General features: G+C 61.6%; 22 protein-coding genes and 1 pseudogene. 17 read left to right on the plus strand and 6 right to left on the minus strand.

The features are described from left to right. Window positions 1-113: 113 nt before the first annotated feature. Together ACTNFK_RS12700 and ACTNFK_RS12705 are read right to left on the minus strand one after the other, a co-directional pair. Window positions 114-404 (minus strand): annotated as a pseudogene (locus tag ACTNFK_RS12700) (alpha/beta fold hydrolase); the annotation flags it as partial. 107 nt (window positions 405-511) lie between these two features. Next, window positions 512-1,962 (minus strand): IS3 family transposase gene (locus tag ACTNFK_RS12705; protein WP_223309011.1). Its coding sequence is split into 2 segments (ribosomal slippage): window positions 512-1,587 and window positions 1,587-1,962, totalling 1,452 coding nucleotides; the frame shifts between segments, so codons are not numbered across the junction. 486 nt (window positions 1,963-2,448) lie between these two features. Here ACTNFK_RS12705 and ACTNFK_RS12710 point away from each other — a divergent pair. After that, window positions 2,449-3,000, plus strand: coding sequence for a putative antibiotic biosynthesis monooxygenase (locus tag ACTNFK_RS12710; protein ID WP_190265273.1), 552 nt, complete (start codon window positions 2,449-2,451; stop codon window positions 2,998-3,000). Window positions 3,001-3,021: 21 nt separating this feature from the next. On the opposite strand, the gene phtC is transcribed toward ACTNFK_RS12710, so the two are convergent. Beyond that, entirely contained in the window at window positions 3,022-3,756 is a 735-nt protein-coding gene (gene phtC / locus ACTNFK_RS12715; protein WP_417512578.1) for a 3,4-dihydroxyphthalate decarboxylase, read from the minus strand. A gap of 166 nt (window positions 3,757-3,922) precedes the next feature. On the opposite strand from phtC, the gene ACTNFK_RS12720 reads away from it, so the two are divergent. The 7 genes from ACTNFK_RS12720 (at window position 3,923) to ACTNFK_RS12750 (ending at window position 9,412) form a co-directional block, all read left to right on the plus strand. Then, window positions 3,923-5,374 carry an aromatic ring-hydroxylating dioxygenase subunit alpha gene (locus ACTNFK_RS12720; protein WP_417512579.1) on the plus strand — a complete coding sequence of 484 codons (1,452 nt, stop codon included), beginning with the start codon at window positions 3,923-3,925 and terminating at the stop codon, window positions 5,372-5,374. Beyond that, a complete protein-coding gene (locus tag ACTNFK_RS12725; RefSeq protein WP_417512580.1) occupies window positions 5,371-5,958 on the plus strand; it encodes a 3-phenylpropionate/cinnamic acid dioxygenase subunit beta in 588 nt (195 codons plus the stop codon). Before ACTNFK_RS12720 ends, ACTNFK_RS12725 begins: the two co-directional genes overlap by 4 nt. Next, entirely contained in the window at window positions 5,955-6,260 is a 306-nt protein-coding gene (locus tag ACTNFK_RS12730; protein WP_435937745.1) for a hypothetical protein, read from the plus strand. The genes ACTNFK_RS12725 and ACTNFK_RS12730 overlap by 4 nt, the downstream gene beginning before the upstream one ends. Before the next feature lie 16 nt (window positions 6,261-6,276). Further along, on the plus strand, window positions 6,277-6,471 hold the full coding sequence (locus ACTNFK_RS12735) for a ferredoxin (RefSeq protein ID WP_417512581.1): 195 nt from the start codon (window positions 6,277-6,279) through the stop codon (window positions 6,469-6,471). Continuing rightward, a complete protein-coding gene (locus ACTNFK_RS12740) occupies window positions 6,471-7,706 on the plus strand; it encodes an NAD(P)/FAD-dependent oxidoreductase (protein WP_417512582.1) in 1,236 nt (411 codons plus the stop codon). Before ACTNFK_RS12735 ends, ACTNFK_RS12740 begins: the two co-directional genes overlap by 1 nt. A 47-nt stretch (window positions 7,707-7,753) precedes the next feature. Continuing rightward, entirely contained in the window at window positions 7,754-8,542 is a 789-nt protein-coding gene (locus ACTNFK_RS12745) for an IclR family transcriptional regulator (RefSeq protein ID WP_417512583.1), read from the plus strand. 84 nt (window positions 8,543-8,626) lie between these two features. Continuing rightward, a complete protein-coding gene (locus ACTNFK_RS12750; RefSeq protein WP_417512584.1) occupies window positions 8,627-9,412 on the plus strand; it encodes an aldo/keto reductase in 786 nt (261 codons plus the stop codon). A 67-nt stretch (window positions 9,413-9,479) separates the two neighbouring features. Here the strand turns inward: ACTNFK_RS12750 and ACTNFK_RS12755 are convergent, their stop codons facing one another. Then, window positions 9,480-10,043 carry a cytochrome b/b6 domain-containing protein gene (locus ACTNFK_RS12755; RefSeq protein WP_417512585.1) on the minus strand — a complete coding sequence of 188 codons (564 nt, stop codon included), beginning with the start codon at window positions 10,041-10,043 and terminating at the stop codon, window positions 9,480-9,482. A gap of 21 nt (window positions 10,044-10,064) precedes the next feature. Then, window positions 10,065-11,515 (minus strand): IS3 family transposase gene (locus tag ACTNFK_RS12760; protein WP_223309011.1). Its coding sequence is split into 2 segments (ribosomal slippage): window positions 10,065-11,140 and window positions 11,140-11,515, totalling 1,452 coding nucleotides; the frame shifts between segments, so codons are not numbered across the junction. A 236-nt stretch (window positions 11,516-11,751) separates the two neighbouring features. Between ACTNFK_RS12760 and ACTNFK_RS12765 the strand changes: the two genes are divergently transcribed. From ACTNFK_RS12765 to ACTNFK_RS12790, 6 genes are all read left to right on the plus strand, one after another. Continuing rightward, the gene (locus tag ACTNFK_RS12765) at window positions 11,752-12,015 is read left to right on the plus strand and encodes a hypothetical protein (RefSeq protein ID WP_047523849.1); all 264 of its coding nucleotides are present in this window, start codon (window positions 11,752-11,754) and stop codon (window positions 12,013-12,015) included. Window positions 12,016-12,019: 4 nt separating this feature from the next. Next, entirely contained in the window at window positions 12,020-12,355 is a 336-nt protein-coding gene (locus tag ACTNFK_RS12770; RefSeq protein WP_047523845.1) for a ribbon-helix-helix domain-containing protein, read from the plus strand. A gap of 262 nt (window positions 12,356-12,617) precedes the next feature. Continuing rightward, window positions 12,618-12,860 (plus strand): antitoxin VbhA family protein, encoded by a 243-nt coding sequence (locus tag ACTNFK_RS12775; RefSeq protein WP_047523843.1) that lies wholly within the window; start codon window positions 12,618-12,620, stop codon window positions 12,858-12,860. Further along, window positions 12,860-13,720 carry a Fic/DOC family protein gene (locus ACTNFK_RS12780; RefSeq protein ID WP_047523841.1) on the plus strand — a complete coding sequence of 287 codons (861 nt, stop codon included), beginning with the start codon at window positions 12,860-12,862 and terminating at the stop codon, window positions 13,718-13,720. The genes ACTNFK_RS12775 and ACTNFK_RS12780 overlap by 1 nt, the downstream gene beginning before the upstream one ends. Window positions 13,721-13,722: 2 nt before the next feature. Next, window positions 13,723-14,292 (plus strand): recombinase family protein, encoded by a 570-nt coding sequence (locus ACTNFK_RS12785; protein ID WP_231555071.1) that lies wholly within the window; start codon window positions 13,723-13,725, stop codon window positions 14,290-14,292. A 187-nt stretch (window positions 14,293-14,479) separates the two neighbouring features. Beyond that, window positions 14,480-14,677 (plus strand): hypothetical protein, encoded by a 198-nt coding sequence (locus ACTNFK_RS12790; protein WP_052193758.1) that lies wholly within the window; start codon window positions 14,480-14,482, stop codon window positions 14,675-14,677. Here ACTNFK_RS12790 and ACTNFK_RS12795 read toward each other — a convergent pair. After that, window positions 14,600-14,932 (minus strand): hypothetical protein, encoded by a 333-nt coding sequence (locus ACTNFK_RS12795; protein WP_047523838.1) that lies wholly within the window; start codon window positions 14,930-14,932, stop codon window positions 14,600-14,602. The genes ACTNFK_RS12790 and ACTNFK_RS12795 overlap by 78 nt on opposite strands. 266 nt (window positions 14,933-15,198) lie before the next feature. Here ACTNFK_RS12795 and ACTNFK_RS12800 point away from each other — a divergent pair, with 266 nt between their 5' ends. Genes ACTNFK_RS12800 through ACTNFK_RS12810 form a run of 3 tightly spaced genes read left to right on the plus strand, consistent with a single transcriptional unit; the run spans window position 15,199 to window position 18,150 of the window. Continuing rightward, a complete protein-coding gene (locus ACTNFK_RS12800) occupies window positions 15,199-15,543 on the plus strand; it encodes a MobC family plasmid mobilization relaxosome protein (RefSeq protein WP_435937624.1) in 345 nt (114 codons plus the stop codon). A gap of 4 nt (window positions 15,544-15,547) precedes the next feature. After that, window positions 15,548-17,272: a relaxase/mobilization nuclease domain-containing protein gene (locus ACTNFK_RS12805; RefSeq protein WP_047523835.1), complete on the plus strand. Its 1,725-nt coding sequence runs from the start codon at window positions 15,548-15,550 to the stop codon at window positions 17,270-17,272. Next, window positions 17,272-18,150, plus strand: coding sequence for a DUF3801 domain-containing protein (locus ACTNFK_RS12810; RefSeq protein WP_047523833.1), 879 nt, complete (start codon window positions 17,272-17,274; stop codon window positions 18,148-18,150). Before ACTNFK_RS12805 ends, ACTNFK_RS12810 begins: the two co-directional genes overlap by 1 nt.

The following is an 18,150-nucleotide window of genomic DNA, read 5'->3' on the forward strand; positions in this document are numbered from 1 at the left end:
ATGACGACGGTGTTGTCATCGGTCTGACTCGCAAGCGCCTTCACCGCTGCGACCAACGGATCGGGTAGCACGTCGTTAATGGTCTCGCCGTCGCGCAGCACCCAGGCGTCGACGAAGACGACCCGGCCGATGCGCTCGGGCATCGCCTCGGCGACGAGCTGGATAAGCGGACCTCCGCCGCTATGACCGACGAGCACGATGTCGAGCTGGTTGAGCGCTCTTACCTGATCGATCAGATCGCGCGCCATCATGCTCATCGTGACGCCGGAGCGGTCCACGGCACCGTCTTCGAGACCGCGCAGCGTCGGCGCGAACACCTCATGTCCTTTGCCGCGCAATTCGTCGGCGACGCCGTCCCACGCCCAGCCGCCTTGCCATCCGCCGTGCACCAGTACGATCTGCATTGATCATCCTCTTCGCATAGTTATCTGCTGAGCAGAAATTGTTTCCAACCAGAAGACACAATAGCTTGCGCGGCGGAATTTGTCAAGGCGAGTGAGGCCGGTGGGTGTTAGGCGGCGAGTTGGATCTCGTCGGTTGGTGGCTGGTTGATCCACGCGGCCGGGTCTCGGTCGAGGATCTTCGGTCGCGTCTGTCGCGTCGTGAACCGTTCGGGGTGGGCGCGGCGGGCGGCCTCGAGTGTGGCGTCTCGGTCGCGGTCGATGGCGTCGGCGTGCCCGTAGTGCACGTCGGCGGGCGTGTGCATGCCGATGCCGGTGTGCCGGTGGTGGTGGTTGTAGGCGTGCACGAATTCGTCCAGGAACTGCCGTGCGTGGGCGAGGGAGACGAACCGGTCGGGGAAGACGGGCAGGTACTTCATCGTCTTGAACAGCGCTTCGGAGTAGGGGTTGTCATTGGACACGTGCGGTCGGGAGCGGGACGCGGTCACGCCGAGATCGGCGAGCAGGGTGCGGACGGTCTTCGACGTCATCGAGGGGCCGCCGTCGGAGTGCACGACCTCGGGGGTGCCGTGGATCCCGAACGCGTCGGTCATCATCTCCTTGGCGAGTAGGCCGTCCTCGCAGGCGTGCACGATGGCGCCGACGATGTAGCGGGAGAAGATGTCGATCATCACGTACGCGTCGTAGTACGTGCCTTTGACAGGGCCGGCGAGTTTCGTGATGTCCCAGGTATAGACCTGCCCGACGGCGGTCGCGATCAGCTCCGGCACCTTCCGCGGCGGATGGGTCGCGAGCCGGCGCCGCTCCCGTACCTGCGTGTGCTCGCGCAGCACCCGATACATGGTCGAGACCGAGCCCACGTATTCGCCGCGCTCGAGCAGGATGGGATAGATCTGCAACGGCGGCTTGTCGACGAACTCGTCACTGTTGAGCGTGGACAGCACCAGCGACCGCTCGACGCTCGAGAGCTTGTTCGCTGGGGCAGGACGAGCCGACGGCGGCTCGGGGTCCGGTCGGCGTGCGCGGGAGGCGGCGCGGGTCGCGGTCGCACGCGCCACGCCGGTCAGGGCTGCCGCCTGCCGGGTCGGCACGTCCGCGGCGGCCAGTTCGACGTAGGTGTTCATGAGCGCTTCCCGCGCCGCGGGTCGGTGTCCGCGCTCTCGGAGATCTGCCCCAAGAGCGCGTGCGCTTTTCCCATGATCTCCAACGCCGTCCGCGTCATCGACAACTCCACCTCGGCCTTCCGCAGTTGCGCCTTCAACCGGGCGTTCTCGGCCTGCGCGGCGCTGGGACGACCGACCGCTTCGCCGGGGTTCTTGCCCTCCAGCAGACCCGCGTCGCGCTGCTTGCGCCACTCCGAGATCAGCGACGAGTACAGGCCATGTCGGCGCAGGTATCCCGCGCCCTCACCCGTCTCGCACGCGACCTCGTACTCGGACAGGTACTGCAACTTCTGGCCCGGCGAGAACGAACGCCGACGCGTCGGCCCGTCCGGGATCGAGGGTGCGCTCACGACTCCATCATCGGCCGCGACGACCGCGACCGGGGAACTCAAACTCATCAGATTGGTGATCCTTCAACTCGCCCCACGAGGCGGACTTGCTATAAACCGGTGGACTCACTCAACCCTGACACGTAGGGGGGGGATTAGTCCTCAGAGTGATACACCGAATATCCAGTCGGCATCTTCGCCTGTGCCCCGGTTAGGCTGCCAGGTCTAACCTTCCCTGTAGTACGCGAGTGTCGCGCCATTGCAGATCTGCACTGACCCGGCCCCATGGCTCGAGCTCGCGCCCACAACTGGCCGGTTACAAACAGCACTTAAGCCCTGTCCGTGGTGGATACGAGTGCGCCCGTCGCACGATTCCCCCCAACGGCATATCTAGCAACTCATGCGTCCTGCTCCATCTTGTCTCCTGAGCCCGGACACCAGTGTCGACGATGCGTTATGGCACACCGAAGGACTCACGGTTTGAGCGCAGTCGACCGATCTCCTGGTTTCGGGTCTCGACCAATAGCTGAGTTATGCTATCCATGATTCGGCATCATGGACTCAAAAACTCTTCCCGTACTCGTCATCATCTCTCGACGCGCCTCTCCCGGCCGCGAATCAGAACTTCGTGACTGGGCTGACGAGCTCTGTCGACGGGCCGCGCGATTTCCCGGCTACATCACATCGAGTGTGCGCGACACTCAACAGAAGTCCGTAACGACGGTAATCGTTGAATTGGGTTTCAGCTCGGCCTATCAGCTCATCGCTTGGGAGGAGAGTGAAGAACGTCTCGGACATCTCGACACGGCAGACGAACTCACCCAGGGAAACCCCATACCGCTGACGATAGAAGGACTCGAAGGTTTCGCCGACACGATGCGTGCCGGCGAAAGAAAAGCTCCCCGATGGCATACGGCTCTTGCGGTCTGGATCGCCCTCTATCCACCCGCCGTTCTCTCGGCATACCTTTTGAGTCCGAAACTCCACGCCCTGGCGATACCGGTGCAACTCCTCATCACCACACCGCTCACAGTGGCGACCGTTATCTGGGTGACGCTACCACTCGTGGACCGGCTTCGCGTGGCAATAAGGAGGCGTCGGCCCTGACCTGGATCGAGCGATCTGATATCAGCGGATCAAACGATTGTCATGTTCAAGAGCGGCAAGGTGAAACCGCCATACGTTGTCGTCATTGAAGGCCGATCCTAGGTCAGGAAGATCACGCAAGTCGTCTTCGTCAATATCCGGAGCGGCCGCCCCGGCGGCCATCACCCGCAACTGAATCTGGGCAAGAGAATCTATATTGATGGCCCGGATGACCGCTTCAGGAACGGTGCGGCCAACGGTCGTTAATCCGTGTCCTTTCAGTAGGCAGACAGGTTTGTCCGCCATGGTTGCCACCATGGCGTCGGCACGCTCAGCATTCCTGATTAGCGCGGAACTCGGGTGGATCGGGATCCCCATCCGCGCCATGCGCATGGCCGGGATATTGAAGGATCCGACGATGGGTCGCAGCGCCTCCCCCGTCAAGGTGAATGCCACGATCGCCGGCGGGTGAGCATGCACAACCGCCCGCACTTCGGGGTTGCGCGTCAACACACCAAGGTGCAGAGGAAGTTCATTGGGAGCGGAGTACCCCTGTGGCAAGTCATGAGCCCCGTCCATTCCGACGCTGTGGATGTCACTCACCTCAGTGAAGGCTAGACCACGTTCCTGCGGACCACGACAGCGCACAAGCACCGTTTCATCGTCGATTCGAAGACTGACATGGCCGAGAATGTCGTCGACGAGTCCCCGTTGTGCGAGCACTCGACATGCGTTAGCAACGAGGGTGCGTTCCTGTAACAGATGGGCAGAGACCATGCTAACTCCCTTTCAGAGGCCTGTTCATGTCCGAGAATAACAGAGATAGATTCTGACTTGCAGAGTAATCCGTTTAGACGGCGTCTTGCACTTCGGTGACGGAGGGGGTATATTTCTGCCAGGCAGATAGCTTCTCTTTCATTGGCCGCGATCGCAGGGAGCCCACATGGAACACAACTCCACCATTTACGATGAAATAAGGGCGGGGATGATCCCTGCCCACATTTACAACGATGAAGCGGTCTTTCAGAAAGAAAAATCGAACCTCTTCAGTCGTGCGTGGCTCTTCGTGGCTCACGAGTCAGAGATCCCGCAACCTGGCGACTACGTAGTACGCAAAGTTCTCGATGACTCGTTCATCGTTGTTCGGGATGAGAAGGGAGAGATCAAAGCGCACTTCAATATGTGCCTCCATCGCGGCATGCAGGTCTGCCGGGCAGAGATGGGCAATGCTTCGCATTTCCGGTGCCCATATCACGGCTGGTCCTACCGCAATGACGGCCGAATCATCGGACTTCCGTTCCATCAGGAAGCCTATGGCGGGGAAGAAGGTTTCAGCCGTAAAGGTGCGACGTTGTTGCCAGCACCAAGCCTCGACAGCTACAACGGCCTGATCTTCATCAGCATGGATCCTGATGCTCCCCCACTGCTCGAGTACCTTGGTGACTTCACCTTCTACCTCGACTACTACACAAAGCAGTCCTCCAGTGGGATCGAACTGCGGGGGCCACAACGGTGGCGTGTCAACGCGAACTGGAAAATCGGCGCGGAGAACTTCGCTGGCGATATGTACCACACCCCTCAGACCCATACCTCGGTAGTGGAGATCGGTCTCTTCCGCGAGCCAAAGGCGGAGAAGCGAAAAGACGGCAATACCTATTGGGCTGGCAACGGCGGTGGCACCACCTACAAACTCCCACCAGGAAACGTCGAGGAAAAGCTTAGATACGTCGGCTACCCACAGGAGATGGTGGACCGGATGAAGGAGGTGTGGACACAGGAGCAACTCGACGTCATCGGAGAGAACGGCTTCATGATTTCGGCCGCCTCCGCTTTCCCTAACATGAGCTTCGTGCACAACTGGCCCGTGGTTGAAGATGGCGAAGACGTTCTACCATTCATCTCCATTCGCACCTGGCAGCCGATCAGCGAGAACGAGACCGAAGTGCTCTCCTGGTTCGCTGTCGACGCTGAAGCTCCGGAGGAGTTCAAGGAACTTTCATACAAGGCGTATCTGATGTGCTTCGGCTCCACGGGCATGTTCGAGCAAGATGACGTAGAAAATTGGGTCTCACTGACCAACACGGCCAAGGGCTCAATGGCCCGCCGGCTGCTCCTTAATGGACGGATGGGCATGCTGAAGGACGGCTCACCGGTCGTCGCCCCCCTCACCTCGGAGGAGTTCGCAGGCCCCGGCGAAGCCCATGTCGGCTATGGCGAGTACAACCAGCGCCACCTACTGAACCGCTGGGCGGACTACCTCGAGGATGAACCCACCGAGCCCTCACGTCCGACGGTGGTCGGACTCATCCGAACGACCCCGTCGGCACTGGCTGCAGAACAAGCACTCGCTGCAGAACAAGCGGCAGACTCGGACCCGAAGCGGGCGTCATTATGACTCTCATCGGAGCGGACCTTTCGGCGCAAGCGGTTCTCGGCAAGAATGCCACCAAAGCCAGCAAAGTGGGAGCGTCACTATCGTTCGGTGACCCTCGCCATCTTGAGTTGTCCAGGTGGCTGGTCGATGAGGCCTACACGCTCGATGACCAGCGGTACGAAGACTGGCTCGAGACACTCACAGACGATATCCATTATTTAATGCCCGTGCGTGTCACAACGGCACTGGGTGCCGGCTACTCCACAAGCCCCAAGATGGCGCACTGGGATGAGAACAAGTACTCTCTCAGTCGCAGGGTGGCACGGTTCCTCACCGAACACGCCTGGACCGAGGATCCTCCCTCGCGTCTGCGGCACTACATCACGAACGTCCGGGCGTTCGAGACCGATGTCGAAGGAGAGCTCATCGCCGATTCGGCCGTTCTGCTCTTCCGGAGCCGGGGTGACACCAACCCGGCCTCAACAATCTCCGCGCAGCGCGAGGACGTTTTTCGGTTCGTGGATGGTCAGTATCAACTAGCTCGCCGGGTGATCATGATCGATGAATCAGTGCTTCGTACTCAGAACTTGGCGATCTTCCTATGACACTCGAGTGGGAGGGTGCTGAACAGGATCGTCTGGCGGCAATCGAAGCTGCGGAACACCGGCAGCGCTTGATAGCGAGAACGCGGGGGATACCGTTGGTGATCGCGAATGAGTTCTCGGAAATCAGAGTGTCACACGTCGAAACTCGCAACGGTTCAAGACTGCTCATCGAGTCCCCGAAGTCGGGCCAGTGGGTCGCGCTCGACCCTCTCGAGTTGGAAGCACTGACCTGGCAGACGACGCAAACTTTCTCGGAGATGATCGCGTCGCCATTCGAACCGATGTTCCCCGAGACCCATTGAACTAGGAGAACAACACATGGCGACCATCAAAGCCAACCTAGGTGCCTGCCAGGGCTACGCCAACTGTGTCATCGGCGCCGAAGACTACTTCGATATCGACGATGACGGAATAGTCGTAGTGCTGAAAGCCGAGGTGCCAGAATCAGACCGCAAAAGGGTCGAAGAGGCAGCCCGGAGCTGCCCGGTTTCCGCACTCATGGTAGTCGACTAATGCCCACCGTAGTCATCGTGGGCGCCTCAGTTGGCGGGATCAAGACAGCGCAGTCGCTGCGACTCGAAGGATATTCCGGTGAGATCATCTTGATCGACTCAGAGAGCGTCCCCGCCTATGATAAGCCGCCCCTCTCGAAGGCTTACCTTCAGTCCGGCGCGGCTCCGCACGAAATAGCGCTGCTCAGACCGGATGAGATCGCAGGCCTCTCCGCCGAATTCAAGCTCGGGTCTCCGGCGGTGGGGATGGACACCGAGGCACGCACTGTGACCCTTGAGTCGGGCGAAGCCGTCCGCTACGACGCTCTAGTCATCGCGACCGGGGCGCGAGCACGCCGCTCCCCATGGGGAGATGGTCCTGGCATCCATGTACTTCGGACCATGGCCGATGCGGACCGTCTCCGCAACGAGCTCCGGCCTGGACGGCGCCTATTGATCATCGGTGCCGGATTCATCGGCGCAGAGGTGGCATCGACGGCTCTCAACCATGGCGTCGTCGTCACAATGGTTGATCCCCATCCCGCACCGATGTCTCGCGTCCTCAACGAGGCCGTAGGAAACATATTCGCCACCAAACACCGGAAGGAGGGCGTCTCCACCGTTTTCGGCCACACCGTATCGAGCGTGACCAGAGCCGGAGACACATTCGAGGTTGAATTGAGCAACGGCGAACTACTATGGGCGGATAGCGTGCTCGTCGGAATCGGCGCGGTTGTCAACACCGAATGGCTCGCGTCGTCACATCTAGTCTTAGAAAACGGTGTGCTTTGCGGTCCCACATTAAACGCGATCGGAGCCGATCGCGTCTTTGCCGTTGGCGACATCGCGCGTTGGACGAGCGCAACGAACAATGAGGTGCTGCGGCTGGAGCACTGGACTAATGCCGTCGATCAAGCCAAGACGGTCGCACACAACATCGTGCATCCTGACGACCTCGTCGAATATGAGACGGTCGAGTACGTATGGAGCGACCAGTTCGACTGGAAAATCCAGGTGGTGGGGAGAACCGGTGCCTCCGACTTCGATATTCTCGGTGATCCTGCCGACGGCAAATTCGCAGTGTTGTATACAGCCGCAGATTCAACCTTGATGGGCGCAGTAGTGGTGAACTGGCCGCGCGCGCTCATTGCATGCCGTCGGGCTGTCGCCAATCGACGAGTTACAGACGACGTCAGCACGGAGTTGTCGGCCAATCTTTCCGCCTCCCGCGTCTCGCTTTCAGCTACGGCGCGCTAGATCGACCGGGGTGGATAGTGCGCGACCGAGCCAGTACAGTTTCTGAGGTGCAGAAATATGTGACGAAGCCCTCCTCCGAAGGAACACCACCCCAGTATCCAATCGAATCGGTCGACAACGCACTGAAATTGATCTTGCTCCTCGGAGAGGAATCGGAGATCCGACTAACAGATGCGAGCACCCATCTGGGAGTAGCCTCCTCAACAGCACACCGGATTCTCGCGATGCTGTCATGGCGAGGCTTCGTCCGTCAGAATCCCAGCACCAAAATGTACGGCCCTGGCCCTGCACTAACGACAGTTGCCTTCTCAGTGCTCCGCCGAATGGACATACCGCGCATCGCACAGCCAGTCCTCGACGATTTAAGCACCCTTCTAGGCGAGACGAGCCACATCGGAACGCTGGAAGGAAGCCGTGTACGCTTCCTGGCGGTTTCCGAACCCGCGGCCGCAGTACGCGTTGCATCCCGAATCGGAACAAACCTGCCAGCACACTGCACCTCGACCGGAAAAGCCCTTCTGGCAACTCTCAGCGAGGAACAGCTGCACAGGCTGTACCCGAACGAGGCGCTCGATCAGGTGACTGCGCACTCCGTGTCCACGAGGAACGAGTTGGAGCGACAGCTCGAGAAGGTGCGACGGGACGGGTACGCCACGAATCGCGAAGAAAGCGAGAACGGCGTCGCATCGGTGGCCGTCGCCGTGCCCAGCTCGAACGGTGCGACGCTCGCAGTGAACGTATCGGCACCTGTGCATCGTCTTCCTACCGCCAAGTTCCGCGCATTCAGCCGTGTCCTGAAGGAAGCGGTCTCTAGTTTGTCCGAAATGCTCGGGTAAACGGCTTGATAGTCGCTGCCAAGAAAGGGCATCGTGATTTCTTCTGAGAGAATCCCTCTCCTCCACGGCCACTCCATTCCTCGCGTGGGCCTCGGCACCTGGCCGCTGCTGGGTGAGGAGTGCGAGGAAATGGTCTCTACCGCGTTGGCGAGTGGATACCGGATGATCGATACTTCCCATAAATATGCCAATGAAGACGCAGTAGGTCGAGGTATCCACCGGTCCGCTGTGCCGCGGGACGAGATCTTTGTGACCAGTAAATTCAACAAAGAGGACCACAGCGTCGACGGCGTGCACCGAGCGTATGAAGAAAGCCTCAAGCGTCTCGGGCTGGAATACCTCGACCTCTTCCTCTGCCACTGGCCGGTACCGTGGGAAGACCGATATGTTGATGCCTGGAAGGGACTCGTTTCTCTAGTCGAGCAAGGCCTGGTGAAGGCGATCGGTGTGTCGAATTTTAAACCTGACCACATCGATCGAATCGTGGCAGCGACGGGTTATGTGCCCGATGTAAACCAGATCCAGCTCAGTGTCGATCTCGCACGCGCAGAGACCCGAAAATATCACTCTAGGCACGGCATCCTGACAGAGAGTTGGAGCCCGTTGGGGCGCGGCGCCCAGCTCCGTGAACTACCCCAGATCGTCGAGTTGGCAGAGAAACTCAAACGTTCCCCCGCCCAAATTTTGCTCCGCTGGCATGTGCAGCAGGGAATCGTGCCGATCCCCAGATCATCAAACGCCGATCAAATGCAACAGAACATCGCATTGTTCGATTTCGAGATCCCTGAGACGGATCTGGTTCAGCTCGAAGGTTTGGATCGAGGCGAAGCGGCCGCCCGCGACTCCAATGAACCCGAGAACGGACACTAACCCAGCCCTCTCCGGTTGAACGGCGAGAGGAGTATTGGGCCGCGATGGGTGAGCGCATCCGTTGCCATCAGCGCGCAGACACCGTTCCGAACAGCTTCGCGATCGGAGCCAACACCATGGGTCGGGCCGCAACCCAGGCTGCGGCGATCACCACGAGGGCTGCGACAAGGAACCAGAACCCGGTCCAGTTATCGGCATACGCATTCGGGTCGACAGACCCCTGCGCGGCGAACATGTGGTTCAGGTTGCGCAGAGCGCCGGTCGCAAACACGAGGAAAACGTGCACGGCGATGAAGGCAACGAAGTAGAGCATCACCGGGAAGTGCAGCGCACGCGCCCACTCGATCGGGTAGGCCTTATTGAGCTTCTCAGCGTTCTTTGGCCACATGCCACTCATCCGGAACCCGGTAACGGCGGCGAGGGGAGCGGCAAGGAAGATCGTCACGAAGTAGGCGATCTGCTGGATCGAGTTGTAGTTGACCCAGCCGTTCTCGGTCGGCCAATCCAACGAGATGTACTGCAGCACCGCGGAGAGCGCGTTGGGGAAGACTTCCCAGCTGGTGGGGATCACCCGCATCCACTGTCCGGTGACGAACAGCAGCACGATGAAGACGACACCGGAATTTGTCAAGGCGAGTGAGGCCGGTGGGTGTTAGGCGGCGAGTTGGATCTCGTCGGTTGGTGGCTGGTTGATCCACGCGGCCGGGTCTCGGTCGAGGATCTTCGGTCGCGTCTGTCGCGTCGTGAACCGTTCGGGGTGGGCGCGGCGGGCGGCCTCGAGTGTGGCGTCTCGGTCGCGGTCGATGGCGTCGGCGTGCCCGTAGTGCACGTCGGCGGGCGTGTGCATGCCGATGCCGGTGTGCCGGTGGTGGTGGTTGTAGGCGTGCACGAATTCGTCCAGGAACTGCCGTGCGTGGGCGAGGGAGACGAACCGGTCGGGGAAGACGGGCAGGTACTTCATCGTCTTGAACAGCGCTTCGGAGTAGGGGTTGTCATTGGACACGTGCGGTCGGGAGCGGGACGCGGTCACGCCGAGATCGGCGAGCAGTGTGCGGACGGTCTTCGACGTCATCGAGGGGCCGCCGTCGGAGTGCACGACCTCGGGGGTGCCGTGGATCCCGAACGCGTCGGTCATCATCTCCTTGGCGAGTAGGCCGTCCTCGCAGGCGTGCACGATGGCGCCGACGATGTAGCGGGAGAAGATGTCGATCATCACGTACGCGTCGTAGTACGTGCCTTTGACAGGGCCGGCGAGTTTCGTGATGTCCCAGGTATAGACCTGCCCGACGGCGGTCGCGATCAGCTCCGGCACCTTCCGCGGCGGATGGGTCGCGAGCCGGCGCCGCTCCCGTACCTGCGTGTGCTCGCGCAGCACCCGATACATGGTCGAGACCGAGCCCACGTATTCGCCGCGCTCGAGCAGGATGGGATAGATCTGCAACGGCGGCTTGTCGACGAACTCGTCACTGTTGAGCGTGGACAGCACCAGCGACCGCTCGACGCTCGAGAGCTTGTTCGCTGGGGCAGGACGAGCCGACGGCGGCTCGGGGTCCGGTCGGCGTGCGCGGGAGGCGGCGCGGGTCGCGGTCGCACGCGCCACGCCGGTCAGGGCTGCCGCCTGCCGGGTCGGCACGTCCGCGGCGGCCAGTTCGACGTAGGTGTTCATGAGCGCTTCCCGCGCCGCGGGTCGGTGTCCGCGCTCTCGGAGATCTGCCCCAAGAGCGCGTGCGCTTTTCCCATGATCTCCAACGCCGTCCGCGTCATCGACAACTCCACCTCGGCCTTCCGCAGTTGCGCCTTCAACCGGGCGTTCTCGGCCTGCGCGGCGCTGGGACGACCGACCGCTTCGCCGGGGTTCTTGCCCTCCAGCAGACCCGCGTCGCGCTGCTTGCGCCACTCCGAGATCAGCGACGAGTACAGGCCATGTCGGCGCAGGTATCCCGCGCCCTCACCCGTCTCGCACGCGACCTCGTACTCGGACAGGTACTGCAACTTCTGGCCCGGCGAGAACGAACGCCGACGCGTCGGCCCGTCCGGGATCGAGGGTGCGCTCACGACTCCATCATCGGCCGCGACGACCGCGACCGGGGAACTCAAACTCATCAGATTGGTGATCCTTCAACTCGCCCCACGAGGCGGACTTGCTATAAACCGGTGGACTCACTCAACCCTGACACGTAGGGGCGCCTCACCAGGGGGCAGGAATCCTTCACATGGTTCTTGCCCCCTCATCTGTTTAATGCCGCTGATACACCCGGGCAGCTTTATGCGCGGCTAGCGGCAGCCAACGGTAAATGGGGCTACTGTTATGTAGCCGCATTTTGTGCTACCCTTTAGTTATGGGAGTTCAGTTCACGAGTAGCGCCGACAAGCACGGCATTCCGCGCGAAGATTCGCTCTACGCGATCATGCACGCGGAGGTATCGGCCGAAGTTGATGGGGAGCCGGGCGAAGTCACGATGGTCTATGTCGGGCACCCGCACGGTCAGACTGATCGCTACATCGAAGTTATCGCCGCGCACCGTCCACCGCGAACCATTGTGATCTTTCATGCGATGCCACTGAGTGATCTGTTCCGACACCTACTCAACGAAGGGAAGTAGCACCATGAGCACCAACTACGAAAAGCTGGCGGCGCGCGCCGAGCGCGGCGACTTCAAGGTAAAGCCTGGCACCGTGCGCCGAGGATCGGAGGCGACCGCCGAGGCGCAGCGTAGTCTCATTGAGGCCACGGGCGCGACGAGTGTGGACGAGCTGACCCGCATTGTGCTCGGGCGGCCGAGCGTCGGCGCGAAGGCCGGAGCATCGCCCGTGGTGCGTGCCCGCGTGCCGCAGGCGCTCAAGGATCGCGTGACCGCAATTGCCGAGCGCGAGCACCGCAAGGAATCTGACGTGGTGCGCGAAGCCCTCGCCGCCTACGTCGAGGTGCGGGCTGTGCGCTGATATGGACGAGGGTAAGCCGCTGCCGTGGGGCACACGTCGCGGTCCGTTCGGGCTGGTCGTAGACGGCCCGAGCTACCCGAAGTGACACTGCCCGTAAACGGTCGTTTTCGGGCAGCCCGCCGAGGCAGCCCGCCGAGGCAGCGACACGCCGCTATCTGACCGACCGAAACCTATGACCGAAACCAACCCCGACCCGAAACCCGCCCTATACCGTTTGCGGGCAGGCCGGTAAAATCAGGAGTACACTAGGAGGTGCAGCATTATGTCGCAACCATCATTTGACGTAGAGGCCCGCTGGCCCGAGCTGTTCGACCAGCTCGACGCTGACAAGCGCCGAGCCGTTGTGCGCTCGCTCGCGGCAGGCTGGCATGAGGGATGGGAGCCGAACCGAGAAGACGTGGCCGACCTCATCGACTACACGCGCGGCGCGCTGACGTTCGAGGATTACCAGGCACGCTCGGCCGACAAGGCGGCGCGCATCGCCGGAGCGGCCGCCGCGCTCTGATGCCGCAGCAGTTCGACTCGTGGGCGTCATACTTCTACCCGGAAACTTACGACGCTCAGACCGGCCACGGTGTGCTGCGCAACGTGCCCGGTATCCGAGACTTCGAGGCGCTGCGCAGCTACGACTATCGCATGTCGTTCGCTCGGCGCACTGAGCTTGAGCTGCGCCCCGAGCTTGTGGCTCGCACGTTCGACGGCGAGCACATGAAGGCCCTGCACGGCCATATCTTTCAAGACGTTTTTGAGTGGAGCGGTTCTTACCGGACTGTGAACATGGCGAAGGGTGGCACGGCCCCGTTCGCTGACGCTCACAACGGCGCGATAGACGCCTATCTGACCGACGTTCGTTCGATGGTCGAGCGCACCGATTGGGCGCAGCTCGACCACGGAGCGTTCGCGGAACGCTCGGCCGAAATCTTCTCCCACGTCAACCAGGCTCATCCGTTCAGGGAGGGCAACGGTAGGACGACCAAGGTGTTCATGGAACACATCGCGGAGCGGTCGCCGTACACGCTTGAGTTCGAGCGTGTGCCCGAGGAAGTCTGGAACCTGGCATCGGCCGCCACGCGGCCGCCGATGGGGGAGTACACCCCGAATCATCGGCCTATGGTGCCCGTGTTCGAGCACGCGGCCGTGCCGCGCTCGAACGTGCTCATGCACGAGGGCGGCCGCGTCACAGGCGACGCAGCGCCCGAGAAGCCGATGACGCTCGGAGAGCGCATCGAGCGCAAGATGAACGAGCTGCGCGAAGCTCGGCCGAGCAAGCCGAAGCACGCAGCAGATCGCGGCCCGGATACGCCCGAGCTGGGTGACGGTACGAAGCCGAAGCCGCCCGAGCGTGGCCCGAGCTTAGGACGATAACCGTGAAGCTCGGATACACCCGTGTCAGCACCCGCGAGCAGAATGCAGACTCGCAGATCGCCCGCCTCGAACAGGCAGGTTGCGAACGAATTTTCGTTGATGTTGGCTATTCAAGTCGCGTTGAGGATCGCCCCGACTGGATCGAGTGCCGCAAGATTCAACGCCCCGGTGATGAGCTGGTGATTCCCTCGCTCGACCGCGTAGCAGGCACCGACAGCATCGCTATCTCGGTCATCCGTGACCACGCAGCGCGAGGCGTGAAGCTGCGCAGCCTCGATGAACCGTGGATGGACATAGACCCGTCAACAGCGATGGGTGAAGCCATGCTCAAGATCATGGCGACGCTCGCGCAGCTCCGCGTCGATATGATCCGCGAGAACACCCGGCGAGGCGTCGAGCACGCACGCTCCCAGGGTCGCATCGGCGGCCGCCCGACCGTCATGACACCCGAGCGAATCGCAATGGCGAAGACCATGCGGGAGGCTGACCCGCCGATGAGCTACGCGCAAATCGCGCTCGCACTCGGCGTCGGCCGCAGCTCGGTAAGCCGTGCCCTGTCGAAGCCCGAGTAGCCCCGCTACTCGCAGTGATGCTTACCCCGATATGAAGCCCGCAGCGTAGGCCTGGCGAGGGTCAAGGGTGCGGCGAAGCCGCATCGTGCAGCGACGCAAAGCGCCCTTGAGGCTCGCCAGGCCGGAGCTAATCTCATATCATCGGGGGAAGCCCTCACACACAAAACCGCGAGCGAAAGGAGACACTATGCAGATCATGGCAGTCGTCCTCATCGTCGTCGCGGTTCTGGTGATCGCACTTGTTATCAAGCTCGTGTTGTTCGGCGCGGGTGCGATCATCCGCGGCATCATCTGGCTCGTGCAAGCCCTACTGATCGGTATTGGCCGCGCTGTAGTTTGGCTCGTGTTCGGCGTGCGCCGACTGTACTGGCGACTGCGCCGCTGACGCCGACGCTGCGCGACGTTGCGCGGCCGGAATGAGCGTCGAGCGCTCACCCTTGCTCAGAGCAAAGACCTTCGCAATATCGGCGCGTGTGAGGTCACCGGCGTCAAGAATCTCGGCGGCCGTATCCGCAGCCTTGACGCTCGCGGCGCGTGCATCCTCAAGTGCTTTGCCGAACGTGCTCAGACGCTTGCGCTTGGCCTTCAGCCGCGCTTCATCCTCTTTGAGCAGATCGTCAATGTTCCGTTCAGTAGACATGCTGACTCCCTTTTCTGAGCCAGCCCGGCAGGGCTGGCGCTGACAGAGCCGACCGCGCGCAGCGCGGCCGACTCTCATTCTGCTACGCAGAGGATCGGCTGCGCCGATACCCCTACGCTACCCAGTCTAGCGACTGTGCAGCTTCGGGGGTAGGATGGACTCACGGAGGGTAGCAAGCATAGCAAGTGGTAACCACTTGCGGCTTGTCCGTCCGGTAGGACTGACAATAACGGGCTTGCAGCCCGAACCCGCTAGTAGGAGAGAGCATGACGAACCCGGAGCCACGCAGAGCACGGCCGGTTCGCAAGCTCATTTCATTTTCTGACTCTGAGTGGGTGACGGTTGAGCGCCGCATGTCTCTCGCGGAGGCGTCGAGCTTCGATGAGTTCGCGCGGCGAACGATCCTCGACGGTGAAGTGAAGGTGCGAAAGATCGCGTTCGATCCTGCACCGCTCGGTGCCGAGCTTGCGAGGATCGGCAACAACATCAACCAGATCGCGAGGCAGGCGAACACTGAGAACGTCGCGACGCTGGATGAAGTGAAGTACACGCGCCAGCTCGTGCGCGAGATTCAAGCTCTGATCGAGCAGGCAGCGAAAGCGGTGGAGTGAGCACATGGCCGTTGTGAAGATGGGGCAGATCAAGTCAACACCCGCGAAGGCGTTGGCTTACATCTCGCGCCCTGACGCAACGGCTGACGGTGTGTGGGTTTCGACCAACGCAGATACGATCATTGACCCGTCTGACTTCAAGGCCGTTGCTCGGCAGTTCGAGCAGACCGCGCAGCGCGTCGGCGTCTCGAAGGCTCGCGAAGGTAGCGTGCTCGCGCATCATGTGATCCAGTCGTTCGACCCGAAAGACGGCGTAGACACTGCTACCGCGCATCGACTCGGCGTGCAGCTCGCGGAGCAGATCACGGGCGGATCGCACGAGTACATGATTGCAACGCACCTCGATAAGGGGCACGTTCACAACCACATCATCTTGAACGCAGTGAACCGCGAAACCGGCCGACGGTTCCGTGTTCAGAAGAGCACCATCGGCAACATTCGCGACATGAGCGATGAGCTATGCAGAGCGCAAGGCTTGAGCGTTCTACCGAAGCCCGAGCGCGCAAGCGGGCGGTCAATGGCAGACATTTACCGCGTGCTCAAGGGGGAGAGCGGCAAGCAGTTCATACGCACCGAGATTGACAAAGCAGCCATTCGGGCGACGAGCTGGACAGAGTTTCAAGCGATCCTCGGCCGCGCAGGCGTCGAAGTATCGACACGCGGCGGCCGCTCGGGCACACTCTCATTCCGCGAAATCTCGATGCCTCGACCGGTGCGCGATTACCGACTGGGCGCGGCGTACTCCGAAGCGTCAATCATGGCTCGACTCACGCGCCAGGTTGTCAACCAGATCGGTGTCGATGTGTCGATGGTGACGAAAGAGACACGCGACACGATGACCGTGATTGTTCCGGGCACGAAGCGCGAGCTACACCTGACCGTTGCCAAGACTCAGATCGTTCGGCATGGTCGAGCGCTGCGCATCTATGTACCTGCAAACGATGAGCACCGGCTATCCGATGCACGCGGCAACCTGGCAAAGACGGTGCCCACTATCGGCCTGTACAAGTGGTTCTCGGAACCTGATCTAGTGGGTGCAACGCACTACGCGAAGAACGCGCAGCTCGGCGGAAACCTGACGAAGTGGCAGACCGGCCTCAGCGAACTTCGCACCCTCGAAGCTCGCGTGAACGCGAAGGCTCGATGGATGAGTGACAGCGGGCGCAGCGGCCCCGATGCCGCTATCGAACGCGCACGCGCGTTCGTTGCCGAGCGTCACTTCGCGTACCAGACAACGCTTGTAGCAGCAGCCGAACTCATGGTGACCCCCGCAGGTGACCCCGCACAGCTCGCAGGCCTACAAGCACAACTCCGCATCATGGAACGTGAGATTGACGGAGCCAAGAGCGACATTCACGCACTGACGCAACTAACGAAGGAGGAAGCGAAGATGTCTGTATCAGATCGAATTCATGCGCAGTCGAACGCTGCACGAGAGGGCAGCGAACGAGCGCAGCAGCAGCGCCAGCGAGAGCAGGCAGCGCAGCGACTCAGCCGCGATGTTGCAGCGGGCGATGCCGAGACGCACGCACAGCGCGCCGCACGCGCTGACGAACGCTCGGCCGATGCGGTCACGCTCGATGACGCAGAGCAGGATCGCGACGGCGGCACACGCTCGATGACACTGCAAGACCGCCTCGAAATGGAAGCGAACAAGCTGCGCGCACGCAACGAAGATCGCCAGCGACCGGACGCACCGACACGCAACAACGATGGAAGGACACGATAATGGTTGACCTCGTAGACAAGGGTGAAGCCGAGCTGCAACAGCTCACACAGAAGGTCACCATGACCACATCGAGCGCCAGCATGAAGGCCTCGCTATGGGTTGGAAAGGGAGTAGCGGCCGCGCCGTTCAAAGCGGTCACCGCGATCTACCGTTCAATTCAGAAGAACGTCAACAAGCAGCGCGAGAGCGGGCAGGTTTCACTCAAAGATTTCAGCAAGATCGCGGAGGGCAAGCGCGATCTAGTGAACATCGACGACCGGGCAGTGTCGAAGGAGCTAGAGCGCGAGCTGCGCCGTCACGGCGTTGTGTGGAGCGTTGAGACGCACCGCGACGGCTCGCGCACCTTCCACGTTCAGGGGAAGGATGCCGAGCTGATCCAGCACGCTCTAACGGTCGCGGCCGAGCGCGTCGATGAGAAGCTGGCGCGCAACGCGCCTGAGCTGCAACAGGGCGCAGCGCAGCAGGAGCAGCAGCAGACCGTCGAGCCGACGCTGAGCAGCGACGACCAGACACAGGTGCCCGTACACGGCACTGACGAGCTGCGCGAGGATGCACCGCGCGTCGAGAGTGCCGAGCTGAGCGAGACACGCACGCGCACCGACGACGCTGCGCCTGAGCGCGTGACGACGCAGCCAGACGAAGCGGTGACAGATCGCGGCGGCCACAGCATCGAGCGTGAACCAGCGCTCACACGCAGTGAGCAGCGGCCCGAGCAAACCGCACGCGACCGCACGCGCGCTCACGCAGCCGAGAAGATCGACAAGGACGTGAAGCAGCGCAAGGCGGAGATAGATTCGAGTAAGACGCGCACGAAGAAGCGCACGCCGAGTCGCAATGCCAGCGACGACGCGCCCACGCCGAAGGCGAACCGGAGGTAG

The organism is Leucobacter fengyongliangi (genome assembly GCF_052386045.1).